The 22,195-nt window shown below is 45.4% G+C and carries 19 protein-coding genes; 10 read left to right on the top strand and 9 right to left on the bottom strand.

All coding sequences use genetic code 11. The features are described from left to right. Positions 1-125 precede the first annotated feature (125 nt). The 3 genes from L2W36_RS08290 to L2W36_RS08280 all read left to right on the top strand — a co-directional run bounded on the left by L2W36_RS08290 (position 126) and on the right by L2W36_RS08280 (position 4,029). On the top strand, positions 126-1,670 hold the full coding sequence (locus L2W36_RS08290; RefSeq protein ID WP_236109776.1) for a DNA cytosine methyltransferase: 1,545 nt from the start codon (positions 126-128) through the stop codon (positions 1,668-1,670). A gap of 154 nt (positions 1,671-1,824) precedes the next feature. Then, the gene (locus tag L2W36_RS08285; protein WP_236109775.1) at positions 1,825-2,046 is read left to right on the top strand and encodes a hypothetical protein; all 222 of its coding nucleotides are present in this window, start codon (positions 1,825-1,827) and stop codon (positions 2,044-2,046) included. Between the two features lie 279 nt (positions 2,047-2,325). Continuing rightward, positions 2,326-4,029 carry a class I SAM-dependent methyltransferase gene (locus L2W36_RS08280; RefSeq protein WP_236109774.1) on the top strand — a complete coding sequence of 568 codons (1,704 nt, stop codon included), beginning with the start codon at positions 2,326-2,328 and terminating at the stop codon, positions 4,027-4,029. Between the two features lie 92 nt (positions 4,030-4,121). Here the strand turns inward: L2W36_RS08280 and L2W36_RS08275 are convergent, their stop codons facing one another. Then, positions 4,122-5,702: a diaminopimelate decarboxylase family protein gene (locus L2W36_RS08275; protein WP_236109773.1), complete on the bottom strand. Its 1,581-nt coding sequence runs from the start codon at positions 5,700-5,702 to the stop codon at positions 4,122-4,124. A gap of 438 nt (positions 5,703-6,140) precedes the next feature. Between L2W36_RS08275 and L2W36_RS08270 the strand changes: the two genes are divergently transcribed. The 6 genes from L2W36_RS08270 (at position 6,141) to aphA (ending at position 13,348) form a co-directional block, all read left to right on the top strand. After that, positions 6,141-7,517, top strand: coding sequence for an aldehyde dehydrogenase EutE (locus L2W36_RS08270; RefSeq protein ID WP_236109772.1), 1,377 nt, complete (start codon positions 6,141-6,143; stop codon positions 7,515-7,517). A gap of 565 nt (positions 7,518-8,082) precedes the next feature. Beyond that, positions 8,083-9,168: an ABC transporter ATP-binding protein gene (locus tag L2W36_RS08265; RefSeq protein ID WP_006071538.1), complete on the top strand. Its 1,086-nt coding sequence runs from the start codon at positions 8,083-8,085 to the stop codon at positions 9,166-9,168. 22 nt (positions 9,169-9,190) lie between these two features. After that, positions 9,191-10,246 (top strand): ABC transporter substrate-binding protein, encoded by a 1,056-nt coding sequence (locus tag L2W36_RS08260; RefSeq protein ID WP_206379135.1) that lies wholly within the window; start codon positions 9,191-9,193, stop codon positions 10,244-10,246. Between the two features lie 95 nt (positions 10,247-10,341). After that, entirely contained in the window at positions 10,342-11,586 is a 1,245-nt protein-coding gene (locus tag L2W36_RS08255; protein WP_236109771.1) for an ABC transporter permease, read from the top strand. A gap of 4 nt (positions 11,587-11,590) precedes the next feature. Next, a complete protein-coding gene (locus L2W36_RS08250; protein WP_006071541.1) occupies positions 11,591-12,442 on the top strand; it encodes an ABC transporter permease in 852 nt (283 codons plus the stop codon). 198 nt (positions 12,443-12,640) lie between these two features. Continuing rightward, a complete protein-coding gene (aphA, locus tag L2W36_RS08245) occupies positions 12,641-13,348 on the top strand; it encodes an acid phosphatase AphA (RefSeq protein WP_006071542.1) in 708 nt (235 codons plus the stop codon). A gap of 157 nt (positions 13,349-13,505) precedes the next feature. On the opposite strand, the gene L2W36_RS08240 is transcribed toward aphA, so the two are convergent. The 8 genes from L2W36_RS08240 to L2W36_RS08205 all read right to left on the bottom strand — a co-directional run bounded on the left by L2W36_RS08240 (position 13,506) and on the right by L2W36_RS08205 (position 20,508). Beyond that, positions 13,506-14,477: a LacI family DNA-binding transcriptional regulator gene (locus tag L2W36_RS08240; protein ID WP_236109770.1), complete on the bottom strand. Its 972-nt coding sequence runs from the start codon at positions 14,475-14,477 to the stop codon at positions 13,506-13,508. Continuing rightward, positions 14,467-15,201 (bottom strand): copper homeostasis protein CutC, encoded by a 735-nt coding sequence (locus L2W36_RS08235; RefSeq protein WP_236109769.1) that lies wholly within the window; start codon positions 15,199-15,201, stop codon positions 14,467-14,469. Before L2W36_RS08235 ends, L2W36_RS08240 begins: the two co-directional genes overlap by 11 nt. A gap of 77 nt (positions 15,202-15,278) precedes the next feature. Then, the gene (locus tag L2W36_RS08230) at positions 15,279-16,073 is read right to left on the bottom strand and encodes a transporter substrate-binding domain-containing protein (RefSeq protein WP_006071545.1); all 795 of its coding nucleotides are present in this window, start codon (positions 16,071-16,073) and stop codon (positions 15,279-15,281) included. Then, positions 16,063-17,019: a N(4)-(beta-N-acetylglucosaminyl)-L-asparaginase gene (locus L2W36_RS08225; RefSeq protein WP_006071546.1), complete on the bottom strand. Its 957-nt coding sequence runs from the start codon at positions 17,017-17,019 to the stop codon at positions 16,063-16,065. The genes L2W36_RS08230 and L2W36_RS08225 overlap by 11 nt, the downstream gene beginning before the upstream one ends. Beyond that, a complete protein-coding gene (locus L2W36_RS08220) occupies positions 17,019-17,753 on the bottom strand; it encodes an amino acid ABC transporter ATP-binding protein (protein WP_006071547.1) in 735 nt (244 codons plus the stop codon). The genes L2W36_RS08225 and L2W36_RS08220 overlap by 1 nt, the downstream gene beginning before the upstream one ends. 10 nt (positions 17,754-17,763) lie before the next feature. Then, positions 17,764-18,435, bottom strand: a complete 672-nt coding sequence (locus tag L2W36_RS08215; RefSeq protein ID WP_038228041.1) for an amino acid ABC transporter permease — start codon at positions 18,433-18,435, stop codon at positions 17,764-17,766. A gap of 2 nt (positions 18,436-18,437) precedes the next feature. Continuing rightward, positions 18,438-19,103, bottom strand: a complete 666-nt coding sequence (locus tag L2W36_RS08210) for an amino acid ABC transporter permease (protein WP_110165287.1) — start codon at positions 19,101-19,103, stop codon at positions 18,438-18,440. Between the two features lie 376 nt (positions 19,104-19,479). Continuing rightward, positions 19,480-20,508, bottom strand: a complete 1,029-nt coding sequence (locus L2W36_RS08205) for an AraC family transcriptional regulator (protein WP_236109768.1) — start codon at positions 20,506-20,508, stop codon at positions 19,480-19,482. Between the two features lie 167 nt (positions 20,509-20,675). On the opposite strand from L2W36_RS08205, the gene L2W36_RS08200 reads away from it, so the two are divergent. Next, a complete protein-coding gene (locus L2W36_RS08200) occupies positions 20,676-22,157 on the top strand; it encodes a coniferyl aldehyde dehydrogenase (RefSeq protein ID WP_236109767.1) in 1,482 nt (493 codons plus the stop codon). Positions 22,158-22,195 lie beyond the last annotated feature (38 nt).

The following is a 22,195-nucleotide window of genomic DNA, read 5'->3' as shown; positions in this document are numbered from 1 at the left end:
AGCCCATTCTTAGTCATTAGATTTGAGTTAACAAGTAAATCATTAACCAGTTTTTCTAACGTCACCTATTGCTCGTCAGCTTTAGCCTGGTATGATTGCCAAGCATTTTTATTAGTGGTAGTGAAATGAAAACAGGTGAAGTTCTTGTAATCGATCTCTTTGCTGGACCTGGCGGGCTTGGCGAAGGTATATCTTCAGTTAAAGATGAGAGTGGTAATTATCCGTTCAAAATTGGCGTGTCTGTAGAGAAAGAACCATCTGCGCATAGAACATTAACAACGCGAGCGCTCTTTCGAAAGCTCAAAGAGCTGGATGGTGGGTTAGATGATTACTTCAGATATGTCCGTGGAGAACTAACTCGAGAAGAAATTTTTAGTTTGTATCCCGAACAAGCTCAATCGGCCAGTTACGAAACGTTAGAAGAGCCTAGGGCACTTGGTGACGATAATGAATTAGTTCATGCTAGAATTCGTGAGTTGTTGTCAGTTCATCAAGGACCAAAGGTCGTTATTGGTGGTCCTCCTTGCCAAGCCTATTCATTGGCTGGTCGTTCCCGGAATGCAGGAATAAAAGACTATAAGGCCGAAAACGATCACAGAAACTTTTTATACAAGGAATACCTTAAAGTACTTTCTATTGCGCAGCCTGATGTGTTTGTGATGGAAAATGTACGCGGTATTTTGTCTGCCAAAATTGATGGCAAAGTGATGTTTCCTCAGATATTAAAAGACTTGAGGAACCCGGGTTTAGTTACTGGTGATCACGGAGTCTCGAAATATAGAATCTTCTCGCTTGTAGTTAAAGCTAAGGATTCAAAGGATCCAAAGTACACCGACTCATCTGATTTTCTTATTCGCTCCGAATACTATGGTGTACCACAAGCACGACACCGAGTAATTCTATTAGGTATACGTCAAGATATACTCCGTATTCCAGACCCAATTCCTCCACATGCAGAAATAGTAACTGTTGAACAAGTTCTATCCGACTTGCCTCCTCTAAGAAGTGGCTTTTCTAAGCAAAAAGACATCCGGAAGGATTGGGAAAAGCAAATTAGAGCAAACTCACAAAAGCTGAAGCGAATATTAGAAAAAACATTTGATAGGGATAGTGTAGGTAGCTTAAGCCTAGAGCCTAAATTAGGATTAGAGCGTAAAGCTAGTCAAGTAACGGCAGTCCAGCACAATATCCCCAAACATTTAGCGAAATGGTATCTAGATGATCACCCAAATTGTGTGTTAAATCACGAGACGCGCGGGCATATGACATCTGATTTGCTACGATATGCTTTCAGTGCGTCTTTTACTAGGGTAAGTGGTGGTATTTCTCCTAAGGCGAGAGACTTTCCAGCAGAGCTCGCTCCGGATCATGAAAATTGGGCTACAGGTTCACATGCAGATCGTTTTCGTACCCAAGCCGCAAACAAATGTGCAACGACAGTGACTAGCCATATTTCTAAAGATGGCCATTACTTCATTCATTATGACCCACAGCAATGTCGAAGTTTGACGGTTAGAGAAGCTGCTCGTATACAAACTTTTCCAGATAACTACTTGTTTGAAGGTAATAGAACTCAGCAGTATGTCCAGGTAGGAAATGCTGTCCCACCATATTTAGCAAAGCAAATAGGCAAGATAGTGTTAGGTGTGTTGGATGTAGATCAAGTCTGAATTCGTACTAAACACATACTGGAACTGTCTTTTGTAGAGAAGGTAGCGAGTCGCTAAGAAACCAGCTTTAGCCTCGTTCATTGGGGCTAGATTATTTTTAACCGCCTATTACGGAACAGGTCGGTTTTGGAAAGAGAAAAGATTAACTGAAAAGATGAATCCAGCTCACCAAACAAATAGCCGTCTAAATGATTGTTTGGATTGTTTAGATCCTGAATCTACTTATTCAGCATTTGCGCAATGGTTGAGAGTTGAAACGGTTGCAGACTATGAAAGAAAAATGCAAATAATCGAGGAGCATGGTCTTGAAGGTACAGTTGTTCATGGCTCTACAATTAGAGGAAAGCTTTTAAAAGTCATTACTAGCGCACAGTAATATCTATGGTAATACTTAGCTATTATCTTTTTGTTGTTTAGTTTAAAGTTCAATGGTTTATTGACTTAGGTGTGCTGTCTCAATCCCACCATATTCGAATCCCCAGCAGAAATGCTGGGGCTTTTTCATTTCATCTAATTGAGGGAAAGATTAGGACTAGTAAGACCTAAATCCTCTAACCGAGATTCACCTCAAACCATCTAATACTATTCTAAGACCTTCTAGCATTATGCAACTCTGCCTTATATTATGGGAGCAACCCAATAAAAGGCTCTCACAATGTCCATAACATCCTCTTTCTACGACAAAAATGCAGACTCGTTGGCTGAGCAGTACAACTCACTCAAGTTTGAGGAAGTTCACGCTTCTTGGAAAGCATATTGGCCTATTGAAGGGGATACGGTTTTGGATGTGGGTGCGTCATCGGGCCGAGATGCAAAATGGATGATGCAACAAGGAGCGGAGGTTTTTGCGTTGGAACCGTCGCTAGCAATGAGAGAAACAGGTGAGGCGAATACTGGTGATGACGTAACGTGGTTACAAGATGAATTACCTAGTTTAAAAGCTGCACAGAGCCTTGGAATTCGGTTTGACTTAATTTTGGTGAGTGCTGTTTGGATGCATGTCCCGCCGAGTCAAAGAAGTCGAGCGTTTCGTAAGCTATCAAACCTCCTTGCTCCTAGTGGAAGATTGATCATCACTCTACGTCATGGCCCCTTTGACGATGAGCGAATTGGCTACCCAGTTTCAGCATCAGAATTGGAGCAATTTGCCAAAGACACGGCTTTACTTGTTAAAGCTGTGAGTGATTCGGGTGACTCATTAGGGCGTAGCCGTGTATCTTGGCAAACCGTGGTCTTAAGCTTACCCGACGATGGCTCTGGCGACCTAAGTAAGGTACGACATATCATCGTCAATGACAGTAAGAGCGCAACCTATAAATTGGCGCTACTGCGAGTACTTTTACGTATAGCCGATGCTCACCCTGGATGCGTGTCAGATAGAACTGGCGGTGAAGTTGTCATTCCTATGGGATTGGTGGCGTTATATTGGGTTAAAGCCTTTAAGCGTCTAATCGATATCGGAAAATTACAGCAGAATAGCAACCCCAATAGTGGATTGAGTTTTGTGACAGAAGAGGGTTGGCATCAGCTCAAACATTTATCAGCGGATGATCTTGCTGTCGGTAGCCTGTTTTGGGGAGACGAAGCGAAAGCGTTGCAGAAAACAATTCAGGCGTCGATTAAAGCCATGAAAGAAGGGCCAATCGCCCATATCTCTACTGGAACAAAACAAGACAAGAAACACGAGTTCTCAACCTTAGCGCCAGCCAAACGGCGTAGAACACAAAGTAATGTGTATCTAGATACTCAGTTTTTCGAAAGTTATGGTTTCTTTGTTCTTAAGCAGAGCCTTTGGGAGTGCTTCAGGCTCTATAATTCTTGGATAGAACCGTTGGTAGTCAATCAGTGGGTGATGCAAATGCAGCGTTTTGAGTTGAACCGGAAAAACAATATATCGCTGCAAAGCTACCATGACTGTCTGGTTTGGTTGGATAAGGATCACGATACACGAGAAGTGCGGAAAAGGGTGGGTGAGTTGCAGCGAGAGAAACATCGCGTGTCGAGCGTTTGGAGCAATACCAAACTAACTAAGTCGTTTCATGTTGACCATTGTTTACCTTTCACTTATTGGCCAAACAATGATATGTGGAACTTGCTCCCCACGACCGAAAACGAAAATACTAGTAAAAGTGACCGTTTGCCAAGCAAGAAGCGGTTAGTCGAATCTAGAAATCGTATCGTGAACTGGTGGCATCTTGCTTGGGGAGAGCAAGACCAACATAGACAGCGTTTTTTCACTGAGGCCACTCTGTCGCTACCTAACCTTCCTCCTAGATGTCAGGATTTTGAAGAAGTTTTTGATGCGATGGGACTACAGATTCGGGGTGTGAAGAGTCGTCTGCTTATCAATGAATGGTAGTGAGTGACCAAACACAAAAAAAGCTCCCTACGGGAGCTTTCCAATTACCAATTCTCAATTCAAACCACCAAGCTCAAAACTCAGTAACCTGCTTATTTCGAATAACTCGGCGTTCTTGCCACGCGGCGTTTAGTTGCTGCCTTTTTACCAGCTGGCTTCGCCATTTTCTTCTCAATTTCAGCTTTTGCTTTTACAAAGCGCTCTGGAAGAATTTGCGTTGCGAATACATCTTCAACCGTTTCAGCGCGTTTGATGAGTTCCGCTTGGCCGTCTTTCACTAGCACCGTTGCTGGGCGTGGTAGTGAGTTGAACTGGCTCGCTTGAGACTCAGCGTAGTGACCGACATCCATAATCGCTAGCACATCTTTTGGTTGTAGAGCTGGTATGCGTGCGCCGCTTTCCCAGATAGATGGGATACAGATTGGGCCTGCGATTTCAGTGGTTCTCTCTACCAATGGTTGGGTCATTTTGTTTGCTGGAAGAACTGGGTTCTTCGACTCTTGAGACTCGACCAATGTAGCTAGGTAAGTCGATGCATCAACCATGGTATAGGTGTAATCCATCTCTTGATCGTCTTTCACAACGTATACCGATGTAAGTAGCGTGCCGATGTTACCCGCGATATAACGACCTGGTTCTAGCCATAGTTGTGGTACTTCGAAGCCTTCTTTAGTGAACTCTTCTAGCATGCCCGCACACACTACTTTTGCGTAGTCTTCGATGGTGTTCGGGTTCATCATGTGTTCTTTGCTACGACACTCAGGCTCACGCTCACGTGGCCAGCCGCCGCCTAGGTCAACTTGGAAAGGTTGAACGCCACACTCACGAGATATTTCGATAATGTTGCGTGCGTATTCGCGGTATAGCGCGTCCCAACCTTCAGGCTGTTTAGAGAAGCGGCCTAGGTGAGTGTGGAAACCGTAGAATTCGAAAATGTCGATTTCTTTTACGCGGTTGACGATCTTTTTCGCTTCTTCTTTTAGTAAGCCGAATTTGATCCACTTCATCGCGCCGATAAAGTTAGGGAACGGGTAAGCATCTGGTTCGAAGTCATTGAAGAAATCTTCAGGGATAACTTTTAGACGAACCGCGATGCGTACTTTTTCCGCTGGATTCACTTCGCGAGCGATGCGTTCTACGATTTCAATCTCTTCGTAAGAATCTAGGTGAATCGCGTAGCCATATTCAATTGCTTTACGGATAGCAAGTTCAGGCTTAACGGTACCGTTCAGTGCGATGGTTTTTGGGTCTGCGCCAGCAATGTATGTCGCTTCAACTTCACCTGGACCAAAGCAATCACCGCCCACGCCTTCTTCGTTACAGATAGCTCGAACCGCGAAGTTGGTGTTCGACTTGATAGCAAACATCACGTTAACTGGTTTTGGCCAGTAGTTGCCAAACGCGTTTTTCACACGGCGCAGGTTGTTACGAAGCGTGTCTTCGCTCAACACGAACAGCGGGCTACCGTATTGCTCGATAAGATCAGTGGCTTTGCAACCACCAATCAATAAGTCGTCACCTTGAGTGGTTAGCTCGTCGGTTGGAGTCAGAATGTTCTCAAGACGCTCAGCATAGTTCTGGTTAGCTTTGTGCTCAGCTAGAAGCTGTTGCTGTGTCTCTAAAATAGTGCTCAGTTGCTTTACAGACTCTTCTAAAAGCGCTTGATTTTTCATATTCATTCCTCACGAAGTGTTCGTAATTGGGTATCGATTTGATGAACGCTAGTCTAGCTTGAGGTCAAAAATGCAGCATGTCACTGAGGGTCAATTTATTTTACACTTAGTGTTAACGTTTTGAATTAATGTCGCTTTTGTCAGATAGGAGAGGTTGGGATTGGGCTGATAGGTTAACAAACTACGGTTGTGGGTGAACTAACGTATTGTTTGCTATGAAGTGAAAGGTGATGAGGGGTTACGTAATGAGTCAAGTTATCGCTGTGGGTTATTTGCGTTAATGGGTCAAATAAGCTGACACCCAGTGACATCGTGTTGATGAGTGTCTGGGTTAAATTATAGCCATATTAGGTGAGGAATTAGCCTTACTAAACATGTCGAAAAGAACTGGCATAACGCCTAGTTCTTCACAATACCCAATTTTACGAGGTAATCACTATGTCTTTTGATATTAACAACGCTAAAGGTGTATTCGCGACAGTGGACGCTGCGATTGAAGCTACTCATAAAGCTCAACGAGAGTTCTACGTAAACTGTACCAAAGAAGGTCGTGAAGCCATCCTAACTGCTATTCGTGAAGCAGTATTAGCGCGAGCAGAAGACTTCGCAAAAATGGTTCGTGAAGAGACAAAACTGGGCCGCGTGGAAGACAAAATCGCTAAGCACCACCTTACGGCAATGAAAACGCCGGGTACGGAAGTACTGGATACTAAAGTATGGTCTGGTGACAACGGTATTTCTCTTGGTGAGCGCGCACCTTATGGTGTTATCGGCGCGGTAACGCCTGTGACTAACCCAACAGAAACCATAGTGAACAACGCAATTTCGATGCTTGCTGGTGGTAATGCGGTTACGTTTAACGTTCACCCATCGTCTAAAGTGGTTTCTGCGGTGATGATTGACTTGTTAAACAAAACCATCGTAGAAGCAGGCGGCCCAGAGAACCTAGTGACCATGGTAAAAGAGCCAACACTAGAAACACTAAACGAAATTGCTCAGTCACCACTGATTAATATGCTTGTGGGTACAGGTGGTCCTGGCCTTGTTAAGGCTATCCTACAATCTGGTAAGAAAGGTGTTGGCGCAGGCGCTGGTAATCCACCAGTGATCGTAGACGCTTCTGCTAACCTAGAGCTAGCTGCGGCGGGCGTATACGGCGGTGCGTCTTTCGATAACAACCTGCTGTGTATTGGCGAGAAAGAAGTTTTCGTTGAAGAAGCTGTAGCAGATGCATTCCTTGATAAGCTAGAAGAAGCTGGCGCTTACGTGCTAACAGCAGAAGAAGCTGAGCAATTAACCGAGCAAATTTTGACGCTAGATGAGTTTGAAGGCGCGAAGCCGTGCACAGCCCATGAAATTGCTCGTGTTTGGCACCCGGTGAAAAAACACGTCGGTCAAGATGCAGGTGAAATCCTAAAATCAATCGGTGTTGAGTCTGATACTCGCCTTGCCGTAATGCTGGTAGAAAACGACCACCCATTGGTTCACGTAGAGCAAATGATGCCTGTGCTTCCTGTGGTTATCTGTAAAGATATCGATGAAGCCATCGACCGCGCAGTGGCGGCTGAGCGGGCCAATAAGCACTCGGCATGTATCTACTCGGGTAACATCGAGAACGTGACTAAGTTTGGTGCTCGCATCAACACCACTATCTTTGCGCACAACGGACCAACGCTGTCTGGTGTGGGTTATAACGCAGAAGGAACGTCTACGTTCACTATCGCGGGTCCAACGGGTGAGGGTATTACTAACGCGTTATCGTTTACTCGTGCTCGTCGTTTTGCTATCGCTCAAGGTGGTCTGCGTATCGTTTAATCGATGGTGTGATGACCCGTCTTGAGATGAGTTGAAAGCCGGAGCGTTTGCTTCGGTTTTTTTGTTTGATTGCCGTAGGAACGTTTCCTCTGAGAGATGCGCGGGCAGTAGACATCGACGGCTTTAACCAGAATAACGCTGTTATTTTAGTAGGTTAACGATTTTATGAAGTCAAATAGCATACTGATTAGGCCCATATTCCATCTAAGTATCACAATGTAACAGCGCTTGTAGTACGTTGATATTGCTAAATTTGTTCTAACAGGGCGTGTTGATACGAAGATCAAATTTAACGACTGATTTATCAAATAAGCAGTTCCTTCCATTTATTTCTATGACACTGATATTTTTATCTAGTAGATCTTCCTAATTCACACCTTCATTCGAGCTGAGCTTAATTTTTGCACAAGTTGCAACATTTCGTAATCCCTCTTTATGTCTGAAAAACAAAGGATAAATCACACTTTCTAAAATCAAATGTTGCTCAGTTGTTAATCAAAACTAGGTTTTTGAATAGCGCTCAGTTTTTGAGGTTGAGCTTGAAGCAGAGGGATAGGCAGTAGAAATGGACAGTCGTTACGTACAATTCAAGAATGTAAAAAAGAGTTATGACCGACACAATTTTGTGGTGAAAGACTTTAGCCTCGACATCGCTAAAGGGGAGTTTGTGACACTGTTGGGGCCTTCTGGCTCTGGCAAAACCACATGCTTAATGATGCTCGCTGGGTTTGAAGATGTAACCAGCGGTGGGATAGAAGTCAACGGAGAACTCATCACTAACGTTGCGCCTTATCATCGCAACATCGGCATGGTATTTCAGCACTACGCATTATTCCCTCATATGACGGTGGCAGAAAACCTCGCTTATCCCCTTAATGTTCGCAAACTTCCCAAAGAGCAAATCAAACAGAAGGTTCAAGAGTTTTTAAAACTGGTGGAGCTCGAACACTTTGGTGACCGCTATCCGGGTCAGCTCTCCGGCGGTCAAAAGCAGCGTGTAGCACTGGCGCGCTCGCTGATTTTTGAGCCTTCGATTGTTCTTATGGATGAACCTTTAGGTGCATTGGATAAAAACCTTCGCGAGCAGATGCAATTTGAAATTAAGCGCTTGCACGAACAGTTAGGTTTTACCGCCATCTATGTTACCCATGATCAGACCGAAGCACTTACTATGTCTGACCGTATTGCAGTGTTTGAGGACGGCGTAGTTCAGCAGTGTGCGGACCCTTCTACGCTGTACGAGCGTCCAGCCAATGCGTTCGTCGCCGATTTTCTCGGCGAGAATAACCATCTTCCGGGGACTTTAACCAAAATTGACGGCGACCACGCTCATGTTGAATTGAGCGATGGGACTCAAGTCGTGGCGACTGCGATAAATGTTCCTGAAATTGGAGAGCGCTGTATGTTGGCAGTGCGCCCAGAAAACTTCTTTATCGGAGACAAGGACGAAGTGAACAGTAACCAAGTCTCCGCTACCTTTGTCACCCGATTGTACGTTGGTGACTTCATTCGTTACTTCTTTAAGTTGCAAGACGGCAGAGACGTGATGGTGAAGCTCCTCAATGACCAACAAGCACCGACCTTCAAGGCCGGTGATGTAGCCAGCCTAACGTGGTCCATTTCTGATGGGTTAGCGCTTGATCACCCTTAGTCAAGGAAAGAAAGGATATATGATGACGAAAATGAAAAAGTGGCTTCCTATTGCTCTTGCGCTTGGACTGAGCAACGCAGCAATGGCCGACCAACTAACGGCAGTGTCGTTTGGTGGTGCTTACGGCGATGCCCAAAAGAAACACATGCTTGATCCGTTTACTGAGAGTACCGGACACAAGGTGCTGTCTGAAAACTATTCAGGCGGTATCGCAGAGCTAAAAGCCCAAGTAGAGAGTGGCAACGTGCTTTGGGACGTGATTGACGTTGAGGTTATCGACCTTGAGCGAGCCTGTTCAGAAGGTTTGCTAGAAGTATTCCCAATGGATACCTTGCCTCCTGGTGATGACGGTACGCCAGCCAAAGATGACTTCAGCAAAGAGGCGCTCGCTAATGAGTGTGGGGTAGGTAACATCGTTTGGACGGTCCTTTTCGCCTACAACCACGACACCATTCAGGGTGGCAAACCAAGCTCGATTCAAGATCTTTTCGACACCAAAACGTATCCAGGTAAACGTGCTTTTCGTAAGCGTCCTCAAGTGAACTTAGAGTGGGCATTACTGGCTGATGGTGTTGCTAAAGAAGATGTGTATGACGTGCTAAGTACCGATGAAGGCCAAAAACGCGCGTTCGCTAAACTCGATACTATCAAAGATGACATTGTCTGGTTCGACAGCTGGTCGCAAGCGCCTCAACTGCTTAACGACGGTGGCGCGGTCATGGTTCAGTCGGCGAATGGTCGCTTCTTCGATGCCATTCAACGTGAAGGTAAACCGTTTGAAATGGTCTGGGATTCGCACGTTTACGATCTCGATGTTTGGGCGATTGTAAAAGGCACTAAGAAGAAAGCGTTAGCGGAAGAGTTCATTCGCTTTGCAACGGGTTCAAAACCACTGAGTGGTATGCCTGAAGTGGCGTATGGTCCAACTCGTAAATCCGCTTATCAGTATGTGGATCCTGCGGTTATTCCAAAACTGCCATCATCTCACCTAGATGAAGGAGTGAAAGCATCGGGTGATTTCTGGGCTGATTACGGTGAAACACTGGGTGAGAAGTTTAACGAGTGGTTACTTCAATAGCCTCAATTCTATAAGCAAAAGTTGGGCTATCTAAATGTATTAGATAGCCCATTTAATCGAGTTTTTAAGCGTTTAGATTCAAGGATGAAAACAGAATGGCGAGTGAAAATACGCTAACACTGACAGAGCTTTCTGAGAGTAAGAAGAAGCATCGCAGCAAACAGTTAATGCTGTTTTTGTTTACTTTGCCACTGCTGCTGTTTGTGTTTCTTTCCTTTTTAGCGCCGATCACCACCATGCTTTATCGCAGTGTTTATCATCCGACGGTTGCTCAATTGGTACCAAACACCTTAGAGGCGATGGCATCATGGGATGAGTCAACCGGAGCCATGCCGCCTGATGAGGTTATTCAGGTATTCACGTTAGAGCTTCATGAACTGGCACAGGAACGCCGCTCCGGAAAATTGGCCGAGGAAATCAACCGCTCATTGCCGGGCTCTTCAAGTCTTATCAAATCCACTGCACGAAAAATCAAAAGAATGCCGATCGAAGAGCTGCGTCTCGAAGGCACCGATATTCTATTAGATAAACATAAAAAGTGGCGCTCCCCCGACGTGTGGGTAGCGATTAAAGTATCGGGTAACAAATGGACAGAACGTTATTATCTAACGGCATTGGATCTGAAAAAGTCCTTGCAAGGTGATATCGAAACCAGAGACACAAAAATCTACATCAAACTATATTGGAAAAGCTTGAAAATCGCCCTGTACATTACTTTGCTTACCGCGATTATTGCGTTTCCATTGTCGTACTATCTATCTACAGCCTCACCGAGCAAAGCCAATAAGCTGTTGGTGTTTGTATTGCTGCCTTTTTGGACCTCATTATTGGTTCGAACCACATCATGGATTGCGCTTTTGCAAACCAACGGGGTAGTGAACAGCACCCTAAAAGCGATAGGCATTATTGATGAGCCACTTGATCTACTATACACCGAGTTTTCGACCATCATTTCAATGACTCATATTTTGCTGCCTTTCATGATTCTGCCGCTCTACAGCGTAATGAAGAACATTGACCCAAGCTATTATCGTGCGGCGCTGTCTCTGGGTTCTAAACCCATGCCTGCGTTCTTTAAAATCTATTTCCCAATGACATTACCCGGCTTAAGTGCAGGGGCTCTGCTGGTGTTTATTATTTCTATTGGTTACTACATTACGCCCGCGCTGGTCGGGGGTACGGACGGGCAAATGATCAGTAATATTATTGCGTTCCATATGCAGTCATCCAATAACTGGGAGTTAGCAGCGGCATTAGGCAGCTTGCTACTGGTTCTGATTTTGGCGCTCTATTGGTTATATGACCGCTGGGTAGGCGTGAACAACATTAAGTTAGGGTAACGGTATGAAGAGATTTCCAAGCTATTTTACGCCTCTACAAAAACTAGGCTCACTGTCTCTTTCTGCTAGTGCGTATTTGACTCTGTTTTTTTTGATGATGCCGATCTTGGTGATCATTCCACTCTCTTTCAATGCCGAGCCTTATTTTAGCTTTACGCCAGGGATGCTGGCATTTGAAAAAGAGGCCTATTCGCTCGAATGGTACGCTGAGATTTGGCATGATGATAACTGGCTGCTCGCCATCAAAAACAGCTTTTTAATAGGTATTTGCGCCACGATTATCGCCACAGTATTAGGGACATTAGCCGCAATAGGGCTAAGTAACTCAGCGATGCCAATGCAGCGCATCATAATGGCGATTTTGTTGTCTCCGATGATTGTGCCTTTGATTATTACCGCTGCGGGTATGTTTTTCTTCTATACCCAACTCAACTTAGCGGGCACGTTCTGGGGCGTGGTGATTGCACACGCAGCTCTAGGGACGCCATTCGTGATCATCACAGTGAACGCGGCATTAGCGGGTTTTGATTATTCGCTTGTGCAAGCCTCATTGGGAATGGGCGCAAGACCGGTTTATACCTTTGTTAAGATCATTATGCCGCTAATTAGGCCAGGAGTGATTTCGGGGGCGTTGTTTGCTTTTGTGACCTCGTTTGATGAAGTAGTAGTCGCGCTATTTTTGGCAGGACCGGAGCAAAAAACAATTCCGAGACAGATGTTCTCGGGACTAAGAGAGCAAATCAATCCAACCATACTGGCCGTTGCTACCTTATTGGTCGTCTTGTCGGCTATCTTGTTGTTTACCATTGAATATTTGCGCGCCAGATCGGAGCGCATCAAGATCAATAGTTGGTAATTCATTTCTATCGCAGTCTATCTTTGAACGATAGGCTGTTGTCTCTTTACCTTGCTTTCTTAATCTTGTTTTGTGTGTTGATTTTGGGTCTGTACTTGCTTGAAAACTGTGAATTATCTTTAACTTTCAGAACGATAGCGGCGGGTGTACCGTAGTTGGGTTTTTCGTTTGTTTAATCCAAGTATCAAGGACCCTAAGATGAACATTAAAAGTTCGCTGAAGCTTATTACTCTCTCTGTACTTCTTGCCTCTCCACTGTCATTCGCTAAAGTCTACACCACCACCGATATGCAGGCTGTCAGCCATCAAGCGCCACAAATGGAAGTCTATAAAGACATCAATTGGGTGTCAGTATCTGACATTCAGAAGCAGCTTCCTGACCATCCAATTACTGTCGGTTTGGATATCGACGACACCATGCTGTTCTCTTCACCGGTGTTCTATCGCGGCCAGCAAAAATACTCTCCGGGCTCGAATGCGTATCTTAAGAACCAAGACTTCTGGAACGAAGCAAGCACAGGCTGGGATGATTTCTCACTACCTAAGCATTCAGCGCTTGCCTTAGTAAACATGCACCTAGCGCACGGTGACACTATTTACTTCATCACCGGTCGTAACGCTCCAGAAGGCAAAGAAACATTAACCAGCACCATCCGCCATCTGTTCCCTAAAGATCGCCGTGACCAAATCAAACCTGTGGTCTTCGCTGGTGGCTTAGAAAAAGAGAAACAACTCAAACAAGCTGGTGTTGAGCAATATTACGGTGACTCAGACTCCGATATCACTAGCTCAATGCATGTGGGCATCAAAGCAATCCGTTTCCTTCGCAACGAACAGTCAACCTACGTCCCTATGCCGCAAGCAGGCAAATACGGAGAACCTGTTTTGATTGGCTCTAACTACTAGTTAGTCACACTAAAACAAAAGGGCGCAGCCAAAAGCCGCGCCCTCAAACACTTAGTCTTCTTATATATCGTCCTCAAAGGCGCCCGTCATTCCTGCCCCCGAGCAGGAATCTACTCAAAGCGCCTACCGCCCTCAAGTGTGGCACTCAATCCCAATCTCAATGGCAATTAAAAAAGTTACGAATGTACTTTTCACCAGAGAGATTCTCCTTATCCGACGATAAGGAAATCAACTCCAACACAATATCAATCAGCTCTTCCTTTGAATAACCAATACTTGGGAATTGGTAAGAGCCAAAATGAGAGAAGAAAGTATTATCAAACCCAATAATTACTGGACGGTCATCTTGGTTACCAAAGCTGTCCACCGCTGCCATCGCCATGGCATCAGAGGTACAAATCACACCGTTGTTTGGTTGAACAATGTCGTTTGAATTGCCGATGAGATACTGCTTCGCCTCATTGTACTTGTAGTTGCAATAGGCGATGTTTTTCAGGGAGATATCGTGGCGTTCGAGGTTGTCTTGGTAGAGAGCAAGTCGACGTTCTTCAACGGCAGAGCTTTGTCGTCCGGCAAGTAAATGAACTTCTTTAACGCCGGATTGAACTGCATAATTCACCGCATCCTGAATGGCGTGTTCTTCGTCGAGTAACACCGACCATGTATTGTCCCAGTTTTGCCCGTTAAGGTTAATCACTCGCGGAGTAAGAAACAGCTTTGGCATGTCTTTAGGTTCAATGAGATCCGAGAAAATGATCGCAGCGTCTACGCGATGAACGAACGCGTTGTCGGTAATTGATGCAATATCCTGCTCGGTTTTGATGCGAATGAAGATCGGCAGCTTGCCTATTGATTGCAGTCCTCGTAGTAAATGATCAAACAGCTCAAGGTCGCTCAAATCACTAATGTGGTTGACCACAATGGCGACGAGTCCAGTGGTATTACTATTCAAACTTTGCGCGAAGGGATTCATGACGTAACCGAGCTCTTCGGCGGCTTGCAACACGCGCTGCTTTTTTACTTCAGATATGGGTTTTTTCTCTTTCGAAAAAGCCCGAGAAGCAACCGCTTTTGATACGCCTGCTCGATCTGCTACATCCTGCAATGTAGGTAGCGTTTTAGTACTCATTCACAAATAACCTCACGATTTTCTTCACTTTATCATAGTCTGTTACCGAGACCCAATCATCGCAACTTTCTGTTCCCATGGAGATTTGTGAGGACTGTTGAATCATATTACTAGGGCGCTGACCTTTACCAGAAAGGTGCAGCTCGGTGATGCCTGTGTCAGCCAGTGAAAGCGCATTGCTGTCGTTTACTCCAGAGCCCGCCATAATGGATAGGCGACCCTGAGCGGTGTCGACTAACTGTTTAATCATCGCTTTACCTTCTGGCGCAGTCGGCTGGAGACCTGAAGTTAAAATTCTTTCAATCGGGTAATGGAAGAGGAGCTCTAAACTCTCTATCGGGTTGGCAACTAAATCAAATGCGCGATGAAAAGTGATTCCGATACCTTGAGCGGCGTTTGTCCATCGACGCAGGGCATCTTCGTTGATGGTAGCGTCGGGATTCAGTGCACCAATAACTACGCCATCAACGCCAAGCAACTTGTAGCTGAGTATTTCCTGCTCCATAAAGTGGATTTCTTCTTCACTGAAGACAAAGTCACCATCACGAGGGCGAATCATCACGTAAATAGGAATGGAGGAAACCGCGACAGCCTGAGTTATTAACCCTAATGAAGGCGTTAGGCCGCCCAGTGACAGAGCGCTACACAATTCGATTCGGTCGGCGCCTGCCTCGATGGCAGTGTGCAGTGATTCAATATTATCGATACAGACTTCAATTTTCATACAGCTCGCTCATTGAAACTTATGGAAAGATAGAGAGGAAAAAAAGGCCCGGGGGAAAGGGCCTTTGAGTTATCGGTTTACCAAGTACCCGCTAGTTTAGGTGGGTTAGCATCCGCACCCCACCATTTGTGGTAAGACGCTTCATAAGCACCAGAGTTAATGTAGTCAGAGACAAACATATCCATCCAGCGTAAGTACTCGGCGTCGCCTTTTCTAACTCCAATAGCGATAGGGTCATTAGAGTGTAAGCCTGGCAGAGTCACAAGATTTGGGTTGTTGGTGGCTAGGTAATCAATCAGAGAGCTGTCTTCGATACCCGCATCTACACGGCCTTGACGAAGCAACAATACACCGTCTGGTGCGAAGTTATCGGTATAAACTAATTCAGCTTCTGGCACTTCACGTTTCAAAAAGGCTTCGCCTGTTGAACCGCGTCCTACAACAACGCGTTTGCCTGCAAGATCCTGCAGTGAATTAATATCTTGGTCTTTTTGATGAACAATACGAAGACCAGCACGTGCATAAGGAATGGAGAAATTCACCGATTTAGCACGTTCTAAGGTCGCTGACATGTTACCAATGACCGCATCTAGTTGGTCAGAAAACAGCATGGAAACACGAGCGTCACCATGTACATCAGTGAAGCGTGCCTCAACGCCAAGTTTTTCTGCTAGGCGTTTCGCTAGATCAACGTCATAACCTGCTGGGTTATTCTTTTGGTCACGGAATCCGATAGGTTCGCCACCAAGTGATACACCGATTTTGATGTAGCCGCGCTCTCGAATGTCTTCGAGTTTGCCAGCAAACGCTGAGGTGGAGCTGATTGCGAGTGCACTTGCCAATATGGTGGCAACCAATGCCTTAAATTTCATTGTGGTTCTCCATTTCATTTCGTTTATCCATATAGCGTCTTTCCGCTATTCTTTGTTCAGGTTTACTCATTCCAGATTTGTAAACCCAGTATTTGATGTCCTCTTCACATCCAAAATTGATTACTCGGTAATTGTCATCTTTATCGATTGCATGAATGACAACGCCAGCCAAAAAGCCTGTTCTAAGCGAATTTAATTCTTCAATGGCCATATCCACCGCTTGATCGAGCGAAAAGCCAAGACGCATCGCCATTACGATGGAGTAGGAGGTATTGGCTCTAATGGTCATTTCGCCAGTATGAGTGCAGGCCGCCGCGCCATATCGGCTATCGGCATAAAAGCCAGCGCCGACAATAGGTGAATCGCCAAGGCGTCCTGGGTATTTCCATGCCCAGCCTGAGGTGCTAGTGGCTGCATAAATACTGTCTGTACTGTCTTTGGTGAGAAAGACGGTGGTATCACGGACTTTCTCTGGGTCAGTGATCATTGAGTTGAGGTGTGCAAGCGGACGAGTCGACATATCGGGGTTGTCTTCGCCAGTAATTTCTTGAAGCTTCTTAAACCACACCTCTTTAGAGTCTTCTAGTAGAGGGTTAGGGCACTCAAAACCCATTTCATAGGCAAAGCGTGTAGCACCTTCACCTACGAGGATCTCGTGGTTCAGCTCTTCCATCACTTTTTTGGCAATGCGCGTGACGTGAAAATGATCTTTGACGGCCCCAACGGCACCGGTTCGAAGCGTGTTGCCGTCCATTACTGCACCGTCAAATTCCATATCACCCAATAGGTTAGGCCAGCCACCGTAACCAACACTGCGAATTCTTGGTTCTGCTTCGACTTTTTCAATACCACAAATGATCGCATCGAGACCATTGTCGCCGTTATTAAGCATACTTACCGTGTCGTCGATTCCCGGCCAGGCTTCTGAATTTGATAATACAATCATTACTTGCTATCCATTTTCTCTAAAAATCGTCTAATTCTTTCGTCTTGCTTACCGCCCTCATCGGAGAAGAAAGCATCTTTGTCCATGTCAGCTCTTACTACCCCTTCGTCGAGGAAAACAATGCGATTGGAGATCTTTTTCGCGAAGGCAATTTCGTGAGTGACAAAGATTAATGTTGTGCCTGATTTGGCAAGGTCCGCGAGCACGTCAAGCACCTCTGAGGTCATCTCTGGATCAAGTGCACTGGTTACTTCGTCTAGTAGCAAACACTCCGGCTTCATCGCTAGAGCGCGACAAATACCGATACGCTGTTTTTGTCCGCCAGAGAGTTGAGCTGGGAAGCTGGTCTCTTTGTCCGCTAAATCAACAAGCTGCAACAGTTCTCGCGCGGTGCTTTCAGCTTGCTCTTTGCTTTGCCCTAGCACTTCAATAGGTGCGAGGGTGATGTTGTCTAAAATGCTCAAATGCGGGTAAAGATTAAAGTGTTGGAACACCGTCGACACTGACGTTCGGATCTTTTGTAATTCCGCTTTGTTGGAGACCGAGAGGTCGCGGAAGGTGATGTCACCGTCATTAATCGCTTCTAGTCCGTTGATACAGCGCAGTAGGGTAGATTTTCCAGAGCCACTTGCACCTAAGATAGAGACCACATCGCCTTGCTCAATATTTAGGCTGACCCCTTTTAATATGTCGTTGCTTCCAAACGACTTCTTTACGTTGTTAATTGAAATCATGGGGTTCACCTTATGCTAAAGACCAAGTTTGATGTTTTCGTAAGTAGAGCTCGAGCTTTCTGCCCAGCTTGGAGATGGCCATCGACATGGCGAAGTAGGTCAGCCCGATGACAGGCCAAACAATAAATGGCTGCCACGTACGTTGGTTCAAAATGGCGCCGACTTTGGTAATGTCCATAACCCCGATAACGGAGACCAGTGACGTTACCTGAAGTTGGTTCACCGCAAGACCGACGAGTGGCGCAATGGCAACTAGCAGTGCTTGAGGCGTGATGATTTTCTTCAAAATTACCATCTCGGAGATTCCAAACGAGCGTGCAGCTTCAATCTGACCTTTATCAACCGCTGCCATTGCGGTAACAATAATGACGGAGACAAATGCAGCCGTATTGCCAGTCAGCGTGATTGTGGCGGCTAGTTCCGCTGACATGTCCATGGAGAGGAAAATCGGCAGGCCGAAGTAGATCAGGAACAGCTGAACCAGAACTGGAGAGTTTTTAAGAAACTCGCTCACAAAAACAGAAAGCTGGCTCAATAGAGGGAATCGATAGTGACGAAAGAGCGCGAGCCCTAATCCTAATAGACCGCCAAACAAGCTTGAAACCAAGAACACCTTTAACGACACGCTGATGCCACTAAGCAGAACAATAAGGTCATAGGGGACAAATTCATTACTAGACATTGCTATGCTCCCGCTTCAGAAAATCGATTTAGTCGCTTGTGCGCTAAAGTGATAAGAATGGATAAGATGTACGTCAGCACGCAGTAGAACAGTAATAAGAAGAAGTAGACTTCAAATGGTCTAAATGTTTCCGCCGCAATGATTTTTGCGGTTCCTGTGAGTTCGTTAAGTGTTACTGTCGATAAAATAGAGGTGGTCAAAATTAGGTTCACGAAGATCGAACCTAACGGTTTGATCGAGTTGCGCAACGCGATAGGAAGAATGATTTTTCTATAGATAGTTAAGCGTTTTAAGCCGAAAGATTGAGCTGCTTCGATCACGTCTCGATCAACCTGCTGAACTGCTGCGCGCAGCACGTCAGCACAATAAGCACCAACTGCAATAGAAAGCGCCAACACTCCCGTGGTGTAGGGATCAATGAAAATGCGTAATTCAGGTAGGCCATAAAAAATAAAGAACACCTGAACAATAAAGGGAATGTTCCTAAACACGTTTATGTAGGTATAGCCCGTTTTAGACAGCACTTTCGACTGACTAATACACGCAAACATCACCAGCAAACCAATACAAAAACTACCAATAATAGAAGCGACGCTAATACTAGCGGTTATCGCAAATCCTTCTATAAACGAGTCTAAGTATCGATACATTATCGAGATATCAAACACGGAAGCTCCTTCTAATTGAAACTAGTTTCAATTTACGTGCTGATTCTTTTTTACGCAATGCCATTTAGTTAAAATTGAAACCGGTATCACATTGTTAATAACAACATGCTTAATTAGAGGTTTGGTGGTCTAGAAGGCATTAATGAGGGTGTTTTTCATACTAGAAATTGCTTCAAGTGCACGTCATTCCTGCCTCCGAGCAGGAATCTACTCCCAGCGCACACCGACGTCACCGTTTTACTCCATTCAAACAGTTTCAGCACAGCTCAAACATTCGTTTTCTTTGTGAGAATAAGGTAGGGGAGTCACTTGTGGCAGGAGATTTCCTTTTTCAAGGAAATGACGGGTTGTATTAAGGCGAACAACAGTAGAGCACCTATTGCTCACCTGCCTTACGAAACTCCTTCGGCGAACACCCGCTCCATTTCCTAAATGCGTGCCGAAAATTGGCACTGTCAGAAAAACCAATTCGCTCTGAAATCTCTTCCATGGTGATTTGTGTAGTAAGCAGGTAGTGGCGGGCCAGTCGATAGCGCACATTATCAAGCACCTGTTGATAGCTGGTCCCTTCTGCTTTCAAATGACGGCGCAGCGTACGTGATGACATGCCCAACTCGGAAGACAAGACTTCAATGGATGGATAGTTGCCCAGACGTTCGATAAATATCTGACTGATTTTTTCTTGCAAACTGGTACCGCCTCCGGCTTTTTCCAGCATTTCATCACAAGATTTCAAACACATTTTCAGCGTCATTGCATTGGCAGCAGGCAGAGGCTCGTAAAGTACCGTAGCGTCAAACTGCCATTCCAAACAATCACTTTCGAACTCAATGGGGCAATGAAAAACCTGTTCGTATAGATGACCATATTCTGGCTCAGGGAAGGGAAACTTAATCAGTGTTGAAGGGAACGGCTGCTGCATCACCTCTTCACACAAATTTTGAATGGCAGTGAACCAGTACTCGGAGCAAAACGGCAGCAGTTCGTCTAAATCGATAAGTTGCTCGGCGCGAAAATAACCGACATTACCTTCGACCCACATCTTCTTTTTAAGCACAGGGCCGGCCAGACGAAGGTATTTAAACCCCATCATAAGAGCATCAAGCATGGTGTTGCTGCTGAACACCGCATAGCCCAACACTCCAAAATCACTGAACCTTGCTTGCTTACCCACTTGGAGCCCTAAACCCGCTTCATTTGTCTGAGTGAGTGCGTTGCTGAAGATAGCCATCTTTTGAGCAAAAGTGAGCTGTGTATCTGGCTGATAGAGTTGAGAAGAAGTGACGGTCGTACCCTCAAATAATGATTCGGTGGCAAAGCGACTGTCGAGATAACGCGCCATAAGCTGAAGATCTAAAATCCCGCAAGCTTGAGTATCTGGCTCATAAACTGCCGTGTATTGCATCCAACTTCTCCAAAAAGGTTAATAGGCGACTTTCAATAAGTTAGCGTGATTGTGGGATCTCAATGTCTGAACAATGTCCGAATTTCACCGCTTTTTGTCTCAATGTAACCTGTGCTCAATGTTATCAGAATGTTGTAATGAGGCAAATTTCAATGCGAGATTAATAAATGAGTGAAATGATTGATTGGGTAAAAGATGTAAGTTCTGAATGCGAAAGTGTCGAAGTGAGCGAGCTTAATACTTGGTTTTCTGAGCTTCAAACCGCATACCAACAAGAGACCAACCCTTCACTTGCCGTGCGAAAACAGCGATTGCAGGCTCTTAAAACACAGCTAACGCGATATCAATCGGTGCTAGCGGAGGCAATGAGTGATGACTTTGGCGGGCGCAGCCATACCGAGTCATTAATGGCTGACGTGTTAGCACCTATTCTCGATATCAACCATGTCAATCGCCACTTGAAAAGCTGGATGAAATCGAAAAGTCGCCCAACGGAATGGTTGTTTAAAGGCAATAAGTTACAGGTTCGCTATCAACCAAAAGGTGTGGTGGGGATTATCTGTCCTTGGAACTTTCCGCTTTATCTTTCTATTGGCCCGATGATTACCGCGTTGGCAGCAGGTAATCGCTGCATGATTAAGATGCCGCCTAACTGTCCGGCAACCACAAAGGCTCTGCGAAAAATGTTGGCCGAGATATACGCGCCAGATCTAGTCAGAATTGTTGATGGTACGCATCCAGAAGCGATGGAAATCTCTCACTTGCCGTTTGACCATCTGGTCTTTACCGGGTCACCAAATAGCGGCAAAACCATAATGGCCAATGCGGCGGCTAACCTAACGCCTGTGACGTTAGAGTTGGGCGGAAAGTCTCCGGTGGTGGTTTTTGATGACTACGATATTGAGAAAGCAGCAAGCCGTATTGCTCATGGCAAAGGCTTTAACTCAGGACAGATTTGTATCGCTCCGGATTATGCGTTTGTTCCAGAAGGCAAGGTCGATGCATTTGTAGAAGCGCTCAAAAAAGCTCACATCAAGATGTACGAGGAGATCGAGGGTAACGCTGATTACACATCTCTAGTGGATGATGCACAGTATCAAAGGTTTGCTGCTCTAGTCGAAGATGCGCGAATTAAAGGGGCGACGATCACTCAATGTTTGTCTCAAGGCGAAGGTCGAAAAATGCCGCTCTTTATCGCCACTAATCTAAAACCGAGTATGCGAATTTGCCAGGAAGAAATCTTTGGGCCATTACTACCAGTTCATAGTTACCAGTCAATTGACGATGTGGTGCAATACATTATTGAGCGCCCCAGACCGTTAGCTTGTTACCTATTTAGCCATAACACGCAGCAACGAGAAGCGCTGCTAAATCAAACTCATAGTGGCGGTGTCACCATAAACGATTGGGGCTGGCATGTACTTAACCATTCGGTGCCATTTGGTGGTGTGGGTAACTCTGGTATTGGTAACTACCACGGCGAAGAAGGTTTTCGTGAGTTGAGCCATGCACGCACAGTGTTGCAAATGAGAGAGTGGTTTCCTATCCAGCTCTTTTCTCCGCCTTACGGCAATCTTGCTCAGAAGTTGGTGCTGCGCGTATTTGTTGGTAAGCCAGACCCAGACCTCAAAACCCATTCCTCAAAATAACACTAATAACCTAATCCACTAACAACGGACCATTTTAA

It is taken from the genome of Vibrio sp. McD22-P3, from assembly GCF_021568915.1.
Classification (GTDB): domain Bacteria; phylum Pseudomonadota; class Gammaproteobacteria; order Enterobacterales; family Vibrionaceae; genus Vibrio; species Vibrio mediterranei.
The sequence above is the reverse complement of the archived record's forward strand: the minus strand, read 5'-3'. Positions and strand labels throughout refer to the sequence as shown.

Bases quoted from the DNA above. Each gene is read 5' to 3' on its own strand.
- L2W36_RS08250 (WP_006071541.1), top strand. From the start codon at position 11,591: ATGAAGAGATTTCCAAGCTATTTTACGCCTCTACAAAAACTAGGCTCA.
- L2W36_RS08255 (WP_236109771.1), top strand. From the start codon at position 10,342: ATGGCGAGTGAAAATACGCTAACACTGACAGAGCTTTCTGAGAGTAAG.
- L2W36_RS08220 (WP_006071547.1), bottom strand. From the start codon at position 17,753: ATGATTTCAATTAACAACGTAAAGAAGTCGTTTGGAAGCAACGACATA.
- L2W36_RS08215 (WP_038228041.1), bottom strand. From the start codon at position 18,435: ATGTCTAGTAATGAATTTGTCCCCTATGACCTTATTGTTCTGCTTAGT.
- L2W36_RS08205 (WP_236109768.1), bottom strand. From the start codon at position 20,508: ATGCAATACACGGCAGTTTATGAGCCAGATACTCAAGCTTGCGGGATT.
- aphA (WP_006071542.1), top strand. From the start codon at position 12,641: ATGAACATTAAAAGTTCGCTGAAGCTTATTACTCTCTCTGTACTTCTT.
- L2W36_RS08240 (WP_236109770.1), bottom strand. From the start codon at position 14,477: ATGAGTACTAAAACGCTACCTACATTGCAGGATGTAGCAGATCGAGCA.
- L2W36_RS08270 (WP_236109772.1), top strand. From the start codon at position 6,141: ATGTCTTTTGATATTAACAACGCTAAAGGTGTATTCGCGACAGTGGAC.
- L2W36_RS08280 (WP_236109774.1), top strand. From the start codon at position 2,326: ATGTCCATAACATCCTCTTTCTACGACAAAAATGCAGACTCGTTGGCT.
- L2W36_RS08290 (WP_236109776.1), top strand. From the start codon at position 126: ATGAAAACAGGTGAAGTTCTTGTAATCGATCTCTTTGCTGGACCTGGC.
- L2W36_RS08275 (WP_236109773.1), bottom strand. From the start codon at position 5,702: ATGAAAAATCAAGCGCTTTTAGAAGAGTCTGTAAAGCAACTGAGCACT.
- L2W36_RS08265 (WP_006071538.1), top strand. From the start codon at position 8,083: ATGGACAGTCGTTACGTACAATTCAAGAATGTAAAAAAGAGTTATGAC.
- L2W36_RS08200 (WP_236109767.1), top strand. From the start codon at position 20,676: ATGAGTGAAATGATTGATTGGGTAAAAGATGTAAGTTCTGAATGCGAA.
- L2W36_RS08235 (WP_236109769.1), bottom strand. From the start codon at position 15,201: ATGAAAATTGAAGTCTGTATCGATAATATTGAATCACTGCACACTGCC.
- L2W36_RS08260 (WP_206379135.1), top strand. From the start codon at position 9,191: ATGACGAAAATGAAAAAGTGGCTTCCTATTGCTCTTGCGCTTGGACTG.
- L2W36_RS08230 (WP_006071545.1), bottom strand. From the start codon at position 16,073: ATGAAATTTAAGGCATTGGTTGCCACCATATTGGCAAGTGCACTCGCA.
- L2W36_RS08285 (WP_236109775.1), top strand. From the start codon at position 1,825: ATGAATCCAGCTCACCAAACAAATAGCCGTCTAAATGATTGTTTGGAT.
- L2W36_RS08225 (WP_006071546.1), bottom strand. From the start codon at position 17,019: ATGATTGTATTATCAAATTCAGAAGCCTGGCCGGGAATCGACGACACG.